Genomic DNA, 15408 nt, shown 5'->3' with positions numbered 1-15408 from the left:
CCGCGAAATGAATCTGCCAGCGGGTTTTGCATGGCGCACCGCCGCCAGAAAATATATGCCTTTGAGCATCCTGCCCCGCTACCCCCCGCAAACCTATTACAGAGGGATATTTCCCATGAGCCGCATTTCCCCGATCGTTTATGAACACGCTGCACCGGATGTTCGCGCGGAGCATGACCGGGAGCTGCAGTTGCGCGGACGCATGACCAATATGAAGCGCATCATGCTGCATTCACCCGTCGCCCACCGCATCTATGCCGAATGGTTCACCTTGCGGGATCTGCTGCGCCCGGCCCTGCCGGATCGCGCCATCTGGCTTCTGTCGCTCGCCATCGCGCAGGCAAGCCATGCGGATGTGCCCGTTACCTTTTTCCGCCGCGCCCTGATCGATTCCGGCCTGCAGCCCGAGGCCATCGTCCCGGATGCGGATGAAACGGTGCTGATGGACTTCGGCAAGGCCGTCGTTGCCGATGCCAATGCGGTACCCGAGAGGCTGTGGAGCAAATTGGCCGCGCGTTATGACGAGCCGACGCTGGTCAACCTGGTCGCCTTTGCCGGCATCATGATCGCCACGGCGGTCTTCACCAATGTGGTGGAGGTGGAGCTCGATCCGGAACTGCATTCCTACAGGGCATGAGCGGATTGCCATATCCGCGACCCCGGCCGTCATCTGGTCGGGATCGCAAATGATGCAGTGCGATTAAAGGGTTACATGCTTTTCATCAGGTCCGCACAGGCCTGCCAGGCCAAGCGTGGCAACGGCCGCGACGGCTGCAAACACCGCAACAGGCCAAAAGCTCGCCTCTGGAAGCAGGACCACAGCCAGCGTCCCAGCAGCCCCGACAATCACACTTTGGATGAAATAGTAGATGGCTGTCGCCGTTCCCGCTATATCGCCAAAGTCGTGCAAGGCCCCGTTTGCCGCAACGGCAGATGTCAATGATATGGCGCACGCCATGATCCACATCGGCACCATGAACGCCGCAACGGAGATTGGCAGGACCATCTGCCCCGCAATCAGCAACACCGCGCCGGCCAGGAACAATGCCATGCCCCTGACCAGACATCCCTGCTGCCCCCAACGCCGGACGAATGCACCGCCGAAGCGGCTGCACACGATCATGACAAGGGCAACGGTTGCAAAGACGAGGCTGAACATGGTCGAGGACAGGCCAAGCGCCTGCATGAGAATGCGCGGCGCCGTCGAGAAATAGGTGAAGAATGTCCCCATGGCCGTGCTGAAACCCATTGTATAGGTCCAGAACGTGACGCTGGAGAACACCCTGCCAAAACTGCCTTGGAGTGTCGCGGGATGTGTCTGTACCGGACATGTTTCGGGCCAACGCAGAAACGCATGCAGCCCGGACATAACAGCAAGGCCGGCGAGCAGCCAGAAAACGGCCCGCCAACCGAACATATGGTCAACCAGCGCGCCGATCATGGGTGCGAAAGCCGGGACGAAGGCCAGCATGGAGCCGAACAGGCCATAGATGATGGCGCCTTCCGGCCGCGCCGCATAGACGTCGCGGACAGTGGCAAAGGTTGCCACCAGGGCCGCCGCCCCGCCCGCCGACTGGAGAACACGCAGCGCTATGAAAACGCCGGCCGAACTGGTCATGGCCAATCCGGCGGAGGCAAGTGCGAACAGAAGCGCCCCGCCGAGCAGGACGGGCCTGCGCCCGATTCGGTCGGCCAGCGGGCCGAACAGCAATTGCCCGCAGCCAAGAACGATCATGTACAGGCTGAGTGTAAGCTGGATTGTTGCCGGTGTGGTTCGAAGAACCGCGGGCATGCGGACGACGACGGGCAGATAGATGTCCATGCCCAGCGAAGCGAGCAGGTCAAAGGGAGCCATCAGCAGCAAGGCCGCCGGCAGCGAATAAGTCCAAATTTTGGGGTAAAGCATAACAAAAAATCCCACGCGAACAGGAAAGTTCGGCGGCGATCATTGATCCCAACGCAAGAAGCATGGTGAGAGCTTTGAATGCCGCAACAACGGTTGAAAACGGTTGTTACGGCCTAGCGGGTTGCGAGCGTGGTGGCTTTCATCGTCGGTGCAGCTCTCGGTTGAAGCGCCGATATAGAGCCGTGATGTTCGAGCGTCAAGCAACCGCAAACATGGCCGTTTCATGGAAAAAAATTAATGTTGATGCACACAAAGAAAACACGGTCGATCAATATTCTGTGACTCGAGCAATGTTGGCATGACGTATAGCGCCGCGCATCTCATTGATTTGCAAGGGCTTGGCGAAATGCAAGCAGTGCTCAGGTGCAACCGTAGCGCGAGAAAACTTCGCGTCATGACGCGCTACAAAACGGGTTTGTAACTCAAAGGAAACGACCATGAGACTAGTTGCCACCCTTACCGCCACCGCGATCCTTGCCTTTGTCGGCACAAGCGCAATGGCACAGACTGCAGCCCCCGCAACGACAGCGCCAGCGACCACAACCGCACCGGCAACCACGATGAAGCCGCCGGCCAATTCCATGGCCAAGAAGCCCGCTACTGCCCCGGCTGCCACAGCAACCACCACTCCGGCCAAGACAGCCATCTCAAAGGCTTGCTCGGCTCAGGCTGATGCCAAGGGCCTGCACGGCAAGGAACGCCACAAGTTCCGCGCCGAATGCAAGAAGAACGGCGGCAAGAGCTAACGCCTGATCTCTCTGCTGGCGGGAGCGGCAAATCCGCCTCCCGCCAATTTATACCCGCCTGTCAGGCTTTCAGCCCGATATCGCTTGGGCGGTATCGTTTGCGTTCTGCTACAGTCGTTTGCGCCGCGGCAAAAACACAGCAAACGACGAGGAACTGAGTTCATGAGCAACCACCTGTTTGACGCCATCCGGCATACCATTCCCGCCGGCAACACGGTGTTCATTGAAACAGGCAACGGCCGCACATGGACCTATGGCGACATGCTGCGCTGCTCCGGCCAGTTTGCGGGCGCCCTCAGCGACCTGGGCGTTGTGCCCGGCGACCGGGTGGCCGTTCAGGTGGAAAAAAGCGCCGAAGCGTTGATGCTCTATCTCGCCTGCATCCGCTGCGGTGCGGTCTATCTGCCGTTGAACACCGCCTACACCCTCGCTGAACTTGACTACTTCATCGGTGACGCCGAACCGCGTCTCGTCGTGGCAACGCCGCAGGCAGCCGATGGCATCAAGGCCGTGGCATCGAAATATGGAGCATTGGTTGAGACGCTCGATGACCACGGCGGCGGCTCGCTCATGCATATCGCAAGCGGTCAACCGGCGGATTTTCCCGACAGTCCAAGAGCACCGGACGACCTCGCCGCCATCCTCTACACATCGGGCACCACAGGCCGTTCCAAAGGCGCGATGCTGACCCATGACAATCTCCTGTCGAATGCCCTGACATTGCGGGCCTACTGGCAGTTTACAGCCAAGGATCGCCTGATCCATGCCCTGCCGATCTTTCACACCCACGGGCTTTTCGTCGCCACCAACGTCATCCTGATGTCCGGCGCATCAATGTTCCTCTTGCCGAAGTTTGACCCGGCGGAAATCCTATCGCTGATGCCGCGCGCCACCACCATGATGGGCGTTCCCACCTTTTATGTCAGGCTTTTGCAGAATGAGGGACTGACCCGCGATGCCGTCCGGGGAATGCGGCTGTTCATCTCCGGCTCGGCGCCTCTGCTTGCCGATACGCACCGCGCATTCCAGCAGCGCACCGGCCATGCCATTCTGGAACGTTACGGCATGACGGAAACCAATATGAATACCTCCAATCCCTATGACGGCGAGCGGATTGCCGGAACGGTCGGCTTCCCGCTTCCAGGCGTTGCCGTGCGTATCACCCATCCGGAAACCGGCGCGATGCTCCCGGCCGATGCAACCGGCATGATCGAGGTCAAGGGGCCGAATGTGTTCAAGGGGTACTGGCGCATGCCGGAGAAGACCAAGGCGGAGTTCCGCGATGACGGCTTCTTCATCACCGGCGATCTCGGCAAGATCGATGCGGGTGGCTATGTGCACATTGTCGGCCGCGGCAAGGATCTGGTGATATCGGGCGGCTACAACATCTATCCCAAGGAAGTGGAAACCGAAATCGATCAACTGCCGGGCGTCGTGGAAAGCGCGGTGATCGGCGTTGCCCATCCGGATTTCGGCGAGGGCGTGACCGCCGTCGTGGTCAGGCACCCCGGCGCCGACATCGATGAGAAAGCCATTCTCGACGCGCTGCAGGATCGCCTTGCGCGCTACAAGCAGCCCAAACGGATCATTTTCGTCGATGACCTGCCGCGCAACACCATGGGCAAGGTGCAGAAGAACGTGCTGCGCGAACAGTATGGCAATCTCTATGCAAGTGGTCCGATTCTGACATTTGCATCCCGTTGATACAGGCCGTTCAGGCAAATGTCAGAATCAAAGGACCACTAGCAGCGATAAGATTCTAGTGGAACTTTGAATTTGACATTCGCATGCTGCGCGTCATGTGAAATGGGATGCGAATGTCAAATTCGTTCCACTAGCCGGGCGAACGCCTGAACGCCCGGTCCCGTTCGCCCTACCGGCTGACGATGGAGATTTTTCCGTCAGCGCCGACACTGGCGGCGATGGTGTCGTAGCTGGCGATTGTCGGGTGAGCGGTCGCAATCGCGTGCACCTGTGTCGCCGTCACCACGATGACCTCGGCACCGGCCGCCTCACCGGCTTGAATACCGGCTGGCGCGTCTTCAAAAACCAGGCAGTCCGCAATATCCACCCCGAGTTTTTCGGCACCGAGCAGATAGCATTCCGGATTCGGCTTGCCGACCGACACATCCTCGGCCGTCACCATGGTCCGGGGTACGGCAATGCCTGCAGCCTCCAGCCGCCGCTGTGCCAGTGCAAGGGGCGCTGAGGTCACGATCGCCCAGCTCTGCGGCGGCAGGGAGTTCAGAAAAGCCACGGCCCCGGCAATCGCGACGATGCCTTCGACATCGTCGATTTCCTCCCGCTCGATCTCCGCTGCCTCCGCTTCCGGGTCCACCCCCGGCAAAGCCAGCCGGCGGATCGTGTCGACACCGCGAACGCCGTGCATGGTTGGCAGGAACGTTTCCACATCAAGGCCCCGGCGGCGTGCCCAGTTGCCCCATATGCGCTCGGCGGAAGCCAGCGAATTGAGGATCGTGCCATCCATGTCGAAAAGCAGTGCCGCAAATGGCTTGCTGAAAACGGCGGAAGTGGTTGGAGACAATTTGAATTTCCTTTCATGGGCAAAACCACCGATACACAATTGCAGCGCTTGCCCGCAACGCCCGCCGTGCTAATTTCCGGCGCAAATCCGAATCTGAGGGTGCTGTGCAGCCCCACAACCGGAGCGCAGGGCGACCAAGGGGGACATCCATGTTTTCGCATGTTTACGTCGGCACCAATGATTTCGCGCGCGCGGTCGCCTTCTACACCCCGATCATGGAGATATTGGGCAATCGGCTGCGCTTTTCCGATCCGCAGAAACCGTGGGCGGGCTGGCAGCCGCGGAATGGCGGGCGCCCGCTCTTTCTCATCGGAACGCCTTTTGACGGGGAACCTGCCCAATCCGGCAACGGCCAGATGACGGCATTTCTTGCGCCGGACCGGGCAAGTGTCGACTGCATCCATGCCCTGGCTCTGGCCAGCGGCGGCCGTTGCGAGGGCCCGCCCGGCGTTCGGCCGCATTACCACGCGCATTATTACGGCGCCTATTTCCGCGATCCGGACGGCAACAAAATCTGTGTTTGCCACCACGATGCGCCAGCGCTGCCCGCATGAGCATCGCGCGTCTGGCGCAGTTCTGGATCGGTGATCCTAACAATGGCCGGATCGCCATCATTTCTGATATCAATGAGATGATTCTGCAGGAATTCAAGAACAAGACGATCGATCTGGCCTGACAAAGAAGCGGCAGATCACGACAGTGGGTTGGGAGGCACGCATGTCACTGAACGAAACGGTAGATCCGTACCGTAAAATAAGCCTGCGCATCATTCCTTTCATGATGGTGCTCTATCTCGTCGCATTTCTCGACCGGGTGAATATCAGCTTTGCTGCCCTCACCATGAACGACGATGTCGGCCTGACACCCTATGTCTATGGATGGGGTGCGGGCATCTTCTTTCTCGGCTATTTCCTGTTTGAAGTGCCCAGCAACGTCATTCTCGAAAAGGTCGGGGCGCGGCTGTGGATCGCCCGCATCATGATCACCTGGGGGCTTGTTTCCGCCGCCATGGCGTTTGTGCAGGGGCCATGGAGTTTCTTCATCCTGCGCTTTCTGCTCGGCCTTGCCGAGGCAGGCTTTCTTCCCGGCATGATCCTTTACCTCACCTACTGGTTTCCGGCGGCGCAGCGGGCGAAATTCATCGGCCTGTTCATGGCGGCGGTGCCGCTGGCCAGCGCCGTCGGCGCACCGCTTTCCAGCCTGATCATCGGGATCGAGCACGCCTGGGGGCTGAAAGGCTGGCAGTGGCTGTTCATCATCGAGGGCATCCCGTCCTGCCTGCTCGGCCTTGCGGTGCTGCGCCTGCTGCCCAACGGCCCGGCGCAGGCGCCATGGCTGACACTGACCGAACGCCGCATCGTCCAGGAGAGACTGGACAAGGATCACCTTGCCCATTCCGGCCGCGCCCAGCACAGGCTCTGGCCTGCCCTGGTCGACAGGCGGGTGCTGCTCCTCGGCCTTGTCTATTTCGGCATCGTGATCGGGCTCTACGGCATCGGCCTGTGGCTGCCGCAAATGATCAAGGCAATGGGTTTTACCAACACGCAGGTCGGCTTCATCACCGCGCTCCCCTATCTCGTCAGCGCCATCGCCATGCTGCTCTGGGGCAGGCACAGCGACAAAACCGGCGAGCGGGTCTGGCATGTCGCCATTGCCGCGGCGGTCAGCGCCATCGGTTTCATCGGCAGCGTCTATCTCCAGTCCAATCTGGTGGCCCTGCTCTGTCTTGGCATCGCCTCCGTCGGCATCTATGCGAGCCTCGGACCCTTCTGGGCCATGCCGCCGGTTTTCCTGCAGGGAACGGCGGCGGCCGGCGGCATCGCGCTGATCAATTCTGTCGGCAATCTCGGCGGTTTCGTCGGCCCCTATCTCGTCGGCTGGATCAAGCAGAGCACCGGCAGTTTCCAGATCGGTATGGGCGTGCTTGCCTGCTGCCTTGCGGCAGCGGCAGTCATGGTCCTGTTTCTCGGCCGGGAGCTGAAGTCGAGCCGGCACGATGCGATAAGCTGACCCTTATTCGAACAGATCCGGATGGTTTTTCTCCACCTCCGGCAGAGCCCGCAATATTTCGGTGAGGTGGTGGCGCATGGCCGCTTCCGCCGCTTCCGGATCGGCCGCATCGATGGCGGTGACGATTGCCTGATGCTGCTGGATGAGAAGCTGCATGGCTGCCGCATTCAGCAGGGTAAGCTGACAGGCCCGATCCATATGCGCCTTGAGGTTGCCGACAACCGACCACGCCATCGGACAGCCCGCGCCTTCCGCAAGCGCAATGTGGAACTGCTCGTCAAATCTCTGGAAAGCGCTGTGGTCGGTGCGGGCGGCCGCACGCGCCTGCGCTTCAAGCGCCTCGTCGATCTTTTCCCGGCTTGCCGGATCAAACGCTTCACAGGCGCGGCGCACGACGGCGCTTTCGATCACCTCGCGCAGAAACCGTGCCTCGCGCATCTTGGCAATGGAAATCTTGACCACCATCGTGCCCCGCTGCGGCAGCACTTCGACAAACTGCTGTTTGCTGAGCGCGATCAGGGCTTCGCGCACGGGCTGGCGCGAAACGCCGTAGCGCTCGGCAATCTCCTGCTCCGACAAGCGCACGCCGGGATATAACTCCAGCGAAACAATGGCCCTGAGCAGCTCCTTTTCGAGCCGGTGCGCCGTTGAGCCACCACGGCTGAGATCAATCGTCAAACCTGCTCCTCCAATCCGCTTGCATTGCATCGATTACCATATCATACTACCATACTAGTATATGCCGTGCCAGCCGCGGTCAAGCGACGGCCTGTTTGTGAACCAGAATCCGGTGCCGGATAAACATGGCACCCATGCTGTTTCGCACAGGAATCCGCCTGAACCAAGCAAAGCCTGCATAGAGCCTGCAACACGGCAGGCGGATTGAGGAGTCCGCCATCGTGTCCGAAGCCGTCCTGAGGAAGAACGGCAGCATGGGGTGACGCCGATCATGTCTGGCGTCGGGAACAATCAAGGCCACGGGGAGTGGCCGATGTGGAGGAGAGACTATGAAGGATTTTCGCCTGACACGCCGTGCATTTGGCTTTGGCCTTGCCGGTGCCGGAACATTTGCCATTCTTGGCCGCGCAACACGCGCCGAAGCCGCCCCGGTGAGCCTGCGCATGTCGTCGTCCCTGCCCGCCGATCCGAACTCGGCGCACTGGCTGTGGTATGACCGCTTCCAGAGCAGCCTGAAGAACAAGGTCGGCGATGCCGTCGAGATCAAATATTTCCCCGACAATCAGCTTGGCAAAGAAGCCGACATTGTCGGCCAGGTGAAGCTCGGCATTGTCGACATGATGATCTCCGGCTCCTCCATCTGGGGCACGCTCGCGCCGGAAATCGGTGTTCTCGATCTCGGCTATCTCTTCAATTCGATGGACGCGGCCGGACCGGTACTCGACGGCAGCGCGGGCAAGGTGCTGAACGGCATTTTTGCCGACAAGATTGGCGTCGAGGTGGTCAGCTGGGCCTATAGTCTTGGCGGGCGCAATGTGACGGCGCGCCAGCCCGCCAACACGCCCGAACTGCTGAAGGGACAGAAGATTCGCGTCCTTCCGGTCGCCAATTTCGTCGCGACGCTGAAGGCGATGGGGGCTTCACCCACGCCAATGTCGCTGGGCGAGGTCTACACCGCCCTGCAGACGGGCGTCATTGACGGACTGGAGCACGATGCGCCGACCGTCCTGGCGCTGAAGTGCTACGAGGTGGCCAAGCACATTTCCCTCACCCAGCATATCTGCAATCCGCAGACCATCGTCATCGGCAGGCGCGCCCTGTCCAAAATACCGGCGGAGCACCTGCCCGCCTTCCGCGAGGCCGCGGCGGAAGCCTCCGCCTTCCAGCGCAGCAAGGCAAACGAGATCGAAGCCAGCGCGCTGGCAAAACTGCGCGGCAATGGCGTGACGACGCACGAGGTCGACCGTGCCGCCTTCAAGCAGCTCGTCATGCCGCTCTGGGACGAGTTCGCCAAGGCCTACCCAAGCACCAAGCCCGTGCTTGAATCCATCACCAAGGCCTGAGGTCGCCCATGTCAGTCGAGGCCGCCTTGCCCACCGCCCACGAGCCAGCTGTCAGGGGGGCGCCGTTTGTCGGCGCTCTCCTGCGCATCGTCGAAATTCTTGCTGCCATCGCCCTGGCCGCCGATCTCGCGCTGGTCATCATCGCCGTCCTCTGGCGCTTTGTCTTCAACGACACCATTCTGTGGGCCGATGAAGTCGCACGCATGCTGCTTATCACCGTCGCCTTCCTGGGTGGCGCTGCAGCGGTCGCCAAGGGCAATCATGTCGGTATCCGTATCCTGCGGGACAAGCTGGCGCCGCAGCATGCATCCCGCGTGGAAGCGGCCGGCTTGTGGATCGAACTCGGCGTGACGCTCGCCGTGGCGGTTTTCGCCATCGAGTATTGCGAGTCTGCCTCCACGCAGGTCACCTCAACCGGGCTGCCGCAAAACCTCTTCATGTATCCGCTCATTGTCGGCGGCTTCTGCATGGCCATTTTCACCGCAGCACGGCTGCTGGCCTATCCCAGGGCGGATATCGCAATGGGCCTGGCCGGGCTTCTTGTTCTGGCGGGTGTGGTGACGCTCTGGACTACGCTTCTGCCTGATCATGCGCCCAGCCCGCTCGTTCTCATGCTCGGCGGGTTTGCCATTTGCCTGTCCAGCGGCATTCCCATTGCCTTTTCACTGTGCGTCGGCGCCCTGCTCTATATTCTCGGCGATGGCTTCATTCCATTCGCGGTCTTTGCCCAGCAGGCATCCAGCGGTATCGACAATTTCGTGCTGCTTGCCGTACCGTTCTTTGTCCTGACCGGCCTTGCCATGGAAGTGAACGGCATGTCGGTGCGGCTGATCGAGTTGCTGCGCCGGGGTGTCGGCGAGCGCAAGGGCGGGCTCAACATCGTCACCATTCTCAGCATGGTGTTGTTTTCAGGCATTTCCGGCTCGAAGCTGGCGGATGTGACCGCCGTCGGTACGGTCATGATCCCGGCCATGCGCCGATCGGGCCATGATCCGTCGGAAGGCGTGGCCCTCCTGGCGGCCAGCGCCGTCATGGCGGAAACCATCCCGCCCTGCATCAACCTGATCATTCTCGGCTATGTGGCCAACCTGTCCATCGGCGGCCTGTTTGCCGCAGGCATTTATCCGGCGATCCTGATGGCCGGCGCCCTGATCCTTGGCGTCATCATCTTCTCCAAGAAAGCGCCACCCGCCCCGGTGGAAACATCGGGCCGCAGCCTCAACAATCTCCTGTGGAGCGGTGCCGTCAGCCTTGGTGTCATCGTCATCATTTTCGGCGGCTACCGCTCCGGCTTTGCAACGGCGACTGAAATCGGCGCCTTCGCCGTGGCCTATGCGCTGCTGGTCGGGCGCCTCGTGTTCCGGGAGCTGACATGGCGCAGCACGGTACACCTGTTCATCCGCTCCGCGACGCTTGCCGGCATGATCCTGTTCGTGGTGGCGGCGTCCCAGACTGTTGCCTTCTCGCTGACCATCGACCAGGTCCCCCACATGCTGGCGGAAGCCATGATCAACCTCAGCCACGGCGCGGGCTCCTGGGCGTTCATCGTCGCCTCCATCCTGATCCTCATCGTCATGGGGGCGGCACTGGAAGGCGCTCCGGCCCTGATCATCTTCGGCCCGCTGCTCATTCCGGTGGCGCAGAGTTTTGGCATCCATCCCCTGCACTACGGCATTGTGCTCATCGTCGCGATGGGGCTCGGCCTGTTCGCGCCGCCATTGGGGCTCGGGCTCTACACGAGTTGTGCGGTGGGCGGCGTGTCCCTGGAAGCGACGGTCAAGCCAATCGCCAAATATCTGGCGATCCTGTTCATATGCCTCCTGCTGATCGCGTTCATCCCGGACATCACATTGTCGCTGCCGCGCCATATGGGCTTTGTGCATTAGCCGGGACCACCGGATGCCAGCGTTCGAGCGCCTGCCCGGACCCGCTCCAGATCGTCCTCGATGTACTTGAATGTCTCATCCCTGGAAATTTGCAGATGCAGCCGCATCAGGGCCGCAGCCACCTGCCTCTCGCCGCGCAGCAGGGCTGCGATGATGTTGCGGTGCTCACCGAGGGAGTCACGGATGCGGTCGAGCCGGACAAATCCGATATATTCGTTGACCCGCCGGATATTGTTCTGGCGCTCGATGGCGTCAACCAGATGCGCAGACTTGGCGCCGAGCGCGATCAGCCGGTGAAATTTGGCATCCAGATCGAAAAGCCGGCGCTGATCAACCTTTTCGATATTGGCGATTGTATTGGCATGGTCGCGGTCAATCGCCTGAAAGGCCTCGACATCAACAAAGTAGGGATCGGCCAGAATGGTGGCCGGTTCAAGAATCTGGCGGAACTTGTATCCGCTCTCCAGGGCGGTGGCACTGACGTCGGCAAAAATCCATCCGTGACCGACAGAAGGCTCGACCAGCTGGTCGCGCATCAGGCGGCGCAGGGTCGACATAAGAATGCCGTGCGGGACCGCATATTTCTGCATCAGCGCCCGCTCGCTGATCACGCTGCCGAGCTGACCGAGCGCCATGTCGCGCATCACCCTCTCATCCAACAGCTCATTCTTCTCGGCATCCGTATCAAACACGTCGGCGCTTGCATCCGCGAGGCGAAACCCGCGGTGCTGCTCGTAGCTGACGACACCTTCATTCTGCAGCTGCCAGAGCACCTTGCGCACGGGCGTGCGTGAAATCCCCAGGGCATCGGCAATTTCCGCCTCGTTCACCCGGTCGCCGACATGCAGGTCCTCACCGAACCGTCGTTGCAATTGATCGCGAATCCGTGTCTGAAGTGGTGTGTGCTTGGTCAAGTTCCAATACCCCTTGTAATAATAATTGTACTTTTTCCCAACAAAGAACTTTTATCAATCCTTATACGGTCATTTCCAACATAAAAACGCACTTTTCTGCTTCAAATCATCACATTTGTTCAATTGCGGACCGCAATGGGGATATCTCCAGGCTGGCGCTACGCCATTCATCCATCCGGATCATGGCGTTGGCCCATGTCCCAGCCTGCATGCCCCTGACGGGTTGCCGCTCGAAGAATCCTGTAGCGCTTCCATGTTAGCCGGAATAGGAATTGGCAAAGGAAGGAATCAACCATGGCTCTACGCTTATTCGGATCACTCACCGCAATTGCCATGCTGGCTTTGACAGCCGGCACGGCGCCCGCCTGGAGCAGCGACAGCGTCCAGACGATTGCCTTTATCAGGCATGGTGAAAAGCCGGAAAAAGGCCTGGGCCAGCTCAATTGCCAGGGATTGAATCGCGCCCTCGCCCTTCCCCCGGTGATTGCCAGGACACTGGGCAAACCCGATTATATTTTCGCACCGAACCCCTCCGATCAGAAGGAAGATGGCGGCGAGAACTATGACTACATCCGCCCTCTGGCCACGATCGAGCCGACGGCCATCTCGTTCGGCCTGCCGGTCAACGCAAGCATCGGCGTGTCGGAGCGCAAGGACCTTACCAAGGCCCTGAGCAAGCAAAAATTGCGCAATGCCCGCATTCTGGTCGCCTGGGAACACAAGAAAATCGACAATATCGTCAGCGACCTTCTCGAAGCCAACAATGGCGACGCCGGAGCTGTGCCGAAATGGCAGAAAGATGATTTTGACAGCATCTATGTCGTCACGATCACCCGAAACGGCGAAACGTCAAAATCGACGTTCGAAATCAAGCATCAGGGTTTGAACGGACAGCCGCAGACCTGCCCGCACTGACGGCACAGGCGTCGAATTCACGCCATCGCATCAGCCCATCACCGGTCGTTGCAATGGGCTGCATGCCTCAGCGCAATTTCCAGTTGTTCTCCGCGCCTATTACCAATAGTTTGGTGACGGGCTGATTGGGTTGTGACGGCATGCTTTGCGTGCCGTTTCGGGGGTAAAAATGATTTTTTGCGATTCAGCGGGACCGGTCTACTCGCCGCAAGACCTGGCAATCATGCGAAAGGCTTATGCTGAAGCTTTCCGCACGCTGGATCTTGGCCCGCGCTCAAAGGTCTATGCGCAGGAAATCTCTCTCATCATCCTGCAGATCTATACGTCAGGTGTATCGGATGTGACGCGGCTTGCCGCGCTTTCGCTTGACCGTGCGGTCCGCAAGAATTTTGAACTGCGCCTGACGCTCGATGCTGCAAGAGCCCATCAGCTGCGCCGCGAACAGGCCGAGGCGGCGGCACGCAAGGCTGCCCTGCCGAAGCCGGGGCCCAGCGCGCCGTACCGGCCCGGCTACACACGCGGCTGAAGCCAAAATCCGGTCGCTTGGCGTGCCTCTTGTTTTGACGTGGCAGCGCCTTGGGTATAAACCTGCACGGGCAACTTTCCTCATCCCTGCAGTCTAAAATGCTCCGAAAATTCAACATTCGCCGCCTCGGTGTCCTTTCCATTCTTCTGGCACCCAGCCGGCTCCGGGCCTTTGCGCGCGGCAGCGAGCTCGGGCTTGTTCTGGCCGCAGCGCTGATCGGCCTGATTGCGGGTGTCGTGGTCACGGGCATGAGCCTGATCACCCAGGAAATGCATCAGCTCATTTTCAAGATCGAAGAAGGCGAACGCCTGAGTTCCATGAGCGCGCTGGATCAGATGATCGTTTTTTCCGCTCCGCTCGCTGGAGGCATTCTGCTCGGAATTCTGGTGCTGATCCTGGCCCGCTGGCGCAAGCGCCCCATGGTCGATCCCATCGAAGCCAATGCCTTGCATGGCGGCCGCCTTTCCCTCAACGACAGCATCATTGTCGCCGTGCAGAATGTCATTTCCAATGGTTTTGGCGCATCCGTGGGATTGGAAGCCGGCTATACCCAGCTGGCATCGGGCCTGGCCTCGAAACTTGGCCTGTCGCTGCAGCTGCGCCGGGCTGAACTGCGCATTCTCGTTGGATGCGGCGCAGCGGGCGCCATTTCCGCCGCCTTCAACGCGCCGCTGACCGGATCGTTCTACGCCTTCGAGCTGATCATCGGCTCCTACACCATCACCAGCCTCGCGCCAGTTGTCGTGTCCGCCCTCGTCTCGACCATTGTCGCGCGCGCCCTCGTCGGCAGCGATTTCATGATTGACGTCGGCAGTTTCGGCACCGTCGTTCCCGCCGATTATGTGCCGGCCCTGCTGCTCGGCATTCTCTGTGCCGGTGCAGGCATCCTGCTGATGAAGGGCGTCTCCTTTGTCGAGGAACTCGCCCGCAAAAGCTCGGTTCCCTCGTCCATACGTCCGGCGATCGGCGGGGCTGTGGTGGGCGCGCTTGCATTGATTTCACCGCAGGTTCTGTCCGGCGGCCATGGCGCCCTGCACCTCAATCTCGGTCATACCGCAACCATTGCCTCGCTGCTTGGCATCCTCCTGCTCAAATCGACGGCTTCGGCAGTGTCCATCGGTTCTGGCTTTCGCGGCGGTCTGTTTTTCGCGTCGCTGTTCATGGGGGCATTGCTCGGCAAGATATTCGCCTATTCCGCGCCCTTCATTTTCGCCCATGCCACGCTGACACCGGTGATCTACGCCGTGGTCGGCATGAGTTCCCTTGCGGTCGCCGTCATCGGCGGACCATTGACCATGACCTTCCTGGCTCTGGAAATCACCGGGGATTTTCCGATCACCGCGCTGGTTCTTGCCGCCGTCATCACCGCATCGCTGACCGTGCGCAATACTTTTGGTTATTCCTTCGCCACGTGGCGCTTTCATCTGCGCGGGGAAAGCATCCGCAGCGCACACGATGTCGGCTGGATCCGCAATCTCACCGTCGACCGTCTGATGCGCCGGGATGTGCGCACCGCATCGACGCATATGACCATCGCCGATTTCCGCCACGATTTTCCCCTCGGCTCCACCCAGCGAGTCGTGGTTCTCGACGATGCGGGCAAATATGCCGGTATTGTTCTCGTACCCGAAGCCCATTCGGAAATTGTCGATGAATCGGCCCGTACCCAGGAAATCGGCAGCCTGATGAAATACCAGAGCGATTATCTGCATCCGCAGATGAATGCCAAGCAGGCGGTCGGCATCTTCGACAAGACGGAAAGCGAAGCGCTGGCCGTCATCGACAACCTCATCGAACGCAACGTCGTCGGGCTTCTTACGGAAAGCCATACGCTGCGCCGCTACAGCGAAGAACTCGACCAGCGGCGGCGGGAGATTTCGGGTGAACTGTGAGGCCGGAAACGCGCTGAAACCACCACCGGCACGCCCCGGCCCGATAC

Annotated in this window: 15 protein-coding genes; 11 read left to right on the top strand and 4 right to left on the bottom strand. The window is 60.3% G+C overall.

All coding sequences use genetic code 11. From position 1 onward, the window contains the following. Positions 1–115 precede the first annotated feature (115 nt). On the top strand, positions 116–637 hold the full coding sequence (locus tag ACZ25R_RS10490; RefSeq protein ID WP_472460937.1) for a hypothetical protein: 522 nt from the start codon (positions 116–118) through the stop codon (positions 635–637). Between the two features lie 63 nt (positions 638–700). On the opposite strand, the gene cml is transcribed toward ACZ25R_RS10490, so the two are convergent. Beyond that, the gene (gene cml, locus ACZ25R_RS10485) at positions 701–1906 is read right to left on the bottom strand and encodes a CmlA/FloR family chloramphenicol efflux MFS transporter (RefSeq protein WP_472460936.1); all 1206 of its coding nucleotides are present in this window, start codon (positions 1904–1906) and stop codon (positions 701–703) included. 437 nt (positions 1907–2343) lie between these two features. Between cml and ACZ25R_RS10480 the strand changes: the two genes are divergently transcribed. Together ACZ25R_RS10480 and ACZ25R_RS10475 are read left to right on the top strand one after the other, a co-directional pair. Beyond that, complete coding sequence (locus ACZ25R_RS10480; RefSeq protein ID WP_223613014.1) at positions 2344–2652, top strand: PsiF family protein; 309 nt, start codon at positions 2344–2346, stop codon at positions 2650–2652. Between the two features lie 162 nt (positions 2653–2814). Next, positions 2815–4356: a malonate--CoA ligase gene (locus ACZ25R_RS10475; protein ID WP_472460935.1), complete on the top strand. Its 1542-nt coding sequence runs from the start codon at positions 2815–2817 to the stop codon at positions 4354–4356. A gap of 169 nt (positions 4357–4525) precedes the next feature. On the opposite strand, the gene ACZ25R_RS10470 is transcribed toward ACZ25R_RS10475, so the two are convergent. Beyond that, a complete protein-coding gene (locus ACZ25R_RS10470) occupies positions 4526–5197 on the bottom strand; it encodes an HAD family hydrolase (RefSeq protein ID WP_472460934.1) in 672 nt (223 codons plus the stop codon). Between the two features lie 149 nt (positions 5198–5346). On the opposite strand from ACZ25R_RS10470, the gene ACZ25R_RS10465 reads away from it, so the two are divergent. Genes ACZ25R_RS10465 through ACZ25R_RS10455 form a run of 3 tightly spaced genes read left to right on the top strand, consistent with a single transcriptional unit; the run spans position 5347 to position 7207 of the window. After that, positions 5347–5751, top strand: a complete 405-nt coding sequence (locus ACZ25R_RS10465; protein ID WP_472460933.1) for a VOC family protein — start codon at positions 5347–5349, stop codon at positions 5749–5751. After that, positions 5748–5873: a hypothetical protein gene (locus tag ACZ25R_RS10460; RefSeq protein ID WP_472460932.1), complete on the top strand. Its 126-nt coding sequence runs from the start codon at positions 5748–5750 to the stop codon at positions 5871–5873. Before ACZ25R_RS10465 ends, ACZ25R_RS10460 begins: the two co-directional genes overlap by 4 nt. 41 nt (positions 5874–5914) lie before the next feature. Further along, positions 5915–7207: an MFS transporter gene (locus ACZ25R_RS10455; protein WP_464660903.1), complete on the top strand. Its 1293-nt coding sequence runs from the start codon at positions 5915–5917 to the stop codon at positions 7205–7207. Between the two features lie 3 nt (positions 7208–7210). Here the strand turns inward: ACZ25R_RS10455 and ACZ25R_RS10450 are convergent, their stop codons facing one another. Continuing rightward, the gene (locus ACZ25R_RS10450; protein WP_223613010.1) at positions 7211–7885 is read right to left on the bottom strand and encodes a GntR family transcriptional regulator; all 675 of its coding nucleotides are present in this window, start codon (positions 7883–7885) and stop codon (positions 7211–7213) included. A 329-nt stretch (positions 7886–8214) separates the two neighbouring features. Here ACZ25R_RS10450 and ACZ25R_RS10445 point away from each other — a divergent pair, with 329 nt between their 5' ends. Further along, complete coding sequence (locus ACZ25R_RS10445) at positions 8215–9228, top strand: TRAP transporter substrate-binding protein (protein WP_472460931.1); 1014 nt, start codon at positions 8215–8217, stop codon at positions 9226–9228. A gap of 8 nt (positions 9229–9236) precedes the next feature. Continuing rightward, a complete protein-coding gene (locus ACZ25R_RS10440; RefSeq protein ID WP_472460930.1) occupies positions 9237–11114 on the top strand; it encodes a TRAP transporter large permease in 1878 nt (625 codons plus the stop codon). Here ACZ25R_RS10440 and ACZ25R_RS10435 read toward each other — a convergent pair. Then, on the bottom strand, positions 11111–12028 hold the full coding sequence (locus ACZ25R_RS10435; protein WP_464660909.1) for a GntR family transcriptional regulator: 918 nt from the start codon (positions 12026–12028) through the stop codon (positions 11111–11113). The two genes, ACZ25R_RS10440 and ACZ25R_RS10435, sit on opposite strands and share 4 nt — an antisense overlap. A gap of 294 nt (positions 12029–12322) precedes the next feature. Between ACZ25R_RS10435 and ACZ25R_RS10430 the strand changes: the two genes are divergently transcribed. The 3 genes from ACZ25R_RS10430 to ACZ25R_RS10420 all read left to right on the top strand — a co-directional run bounded on the left by ACZ25R_RS10430 (position 12323) and on the right by ACZ25R_RS10420 (position 15361). Then, positions 12323–12943 carry a hypothetical protein gene (locus ACZ25R_RS10430; RefSeq protein ID WP_346307819.1) on the top strand — a complete coding sequence of 207 codons (621 nt, stop codon included), beginning with the start codon at positions 12323–12325 and terminating at the stop codon, positions 12941–12943. A gap of 223 nt (positions 12944–13166) precedes the next feature. Beyond that, complete coding sequence (locus ACZ25R_RS10425) at positions 13167–13469, top strand: hypothetical protein (protein ID WP_472460929.1); 303 nt, start codon at positions 13167–13169, stop codon at positions 13467–13469. Positions 13470–13567: 98 nt separating this feature from the next. Continuing rightward, positions 13568–15361 carry a chloride channel protein gene (locus ACZ25R_RS10420; protein WP_472460928.1) on the top strand — a complete coding sequence of 598 codons (1794 nt, stop codon included), beginning with the start codon at positions 13568–13570 and terminating at the stop codon, positions 15359–15361. The last annotated feature ends 47 nt before the right edge of the window (positions 15362–15408 follow it).

Source organism: Phyllobacterium sp. RCAM01083, assembly GCF_055685835.1.
This window is presented reverse-complemented; position numbering and strand designations above follow the sequence as displayed.

Bases quoted from the DNA above. Each gene is read 5' to 3' on its own strand.
- ACZ25R_RS10490 (WP_472460937.1), top strand. From the start codon at position 116: ATGAGCCGCATTTCCCCGATCGTTTATGAACACGCTGCACCGGATGTT.
- cml (WP_472460936.1), bottom strand. From the start codon at position 1,906: ATGCTTTACCCCAAAATTTGGACTTATTCGCTGCCGGCGGCCTTGCTG.
- ACZ25R_RS10480 (WP_223613014.1), top strand. From the start codon at position 2,344: ATGAGACTAGTTGCCACCCTTACCGCCACCGCGATCCTTGCCTTTGTC.
- ACZ25R_RS10475 (WP_472460935.1), top strand. From the start codon at position 2,815: ATGAGCAACCACCTGTTTGACGCCATCCGGCATACCATTCCCGCCGGC.
- ACZ25R_RS10465 (WP_472460933.1), top strand. From the start codon at position 5,347: ATGTTTTCGCATGTTTACGTCGGCACCAATGATTTCGCGCGCGCGGTC.
- ACZ25R_RS10460 (WP_472460932.1), top strand. From the start codon at position 5,748: ATGAGCATCGCGCGTCTGGCGCAGTTCTGGATCGGTGATCCTAACAAT.
- ACZ25R_RS10455 (WP_464660903.1), top strand. From the start codon at position 5,915: ATGTCACTGAACGAAACGGTAGATCCGTACCGTAAAATAAGCCTGCGC.
- ACZ25R_RS10445 (WP_472460931.1), top strand. From the start codon at position 8,215: ATGAAGGATTTTCGCCTGACACGCCGTGCATTTGGCTTTGGCCTTGCC.
- ACZ25R_RS10440 (WP_472460930.1), top strand. From the start codon at position 9,237: ATGTCAGTCGAGGCCGCCTTGCCCACCGCCCACGAGCCAGCTGTCAGG.
- ACZ25R_RS10430 (WP_346307819.1), top strand. From the start codon at position 12,323: ATGGCTCTACGCTTATTCGGATCACTCACCGCAATTGCCATGCTGGCT.
- ACZ25R_RS10425 (WP_472460929.1), top strand. From the start codon at position 13,167: ATGCGAAAGGCTTATGCTGAAGCTTTCCGCACGCTGGATCTTGGCCCG.
- ACZ25R_RS10420 (WP_472460928.1), top strand. From the start codon at position 13,568: ATGCTCCGAAAATTCAACATTCGCCGCCTCGGTGTCCTTTCCATTCTT.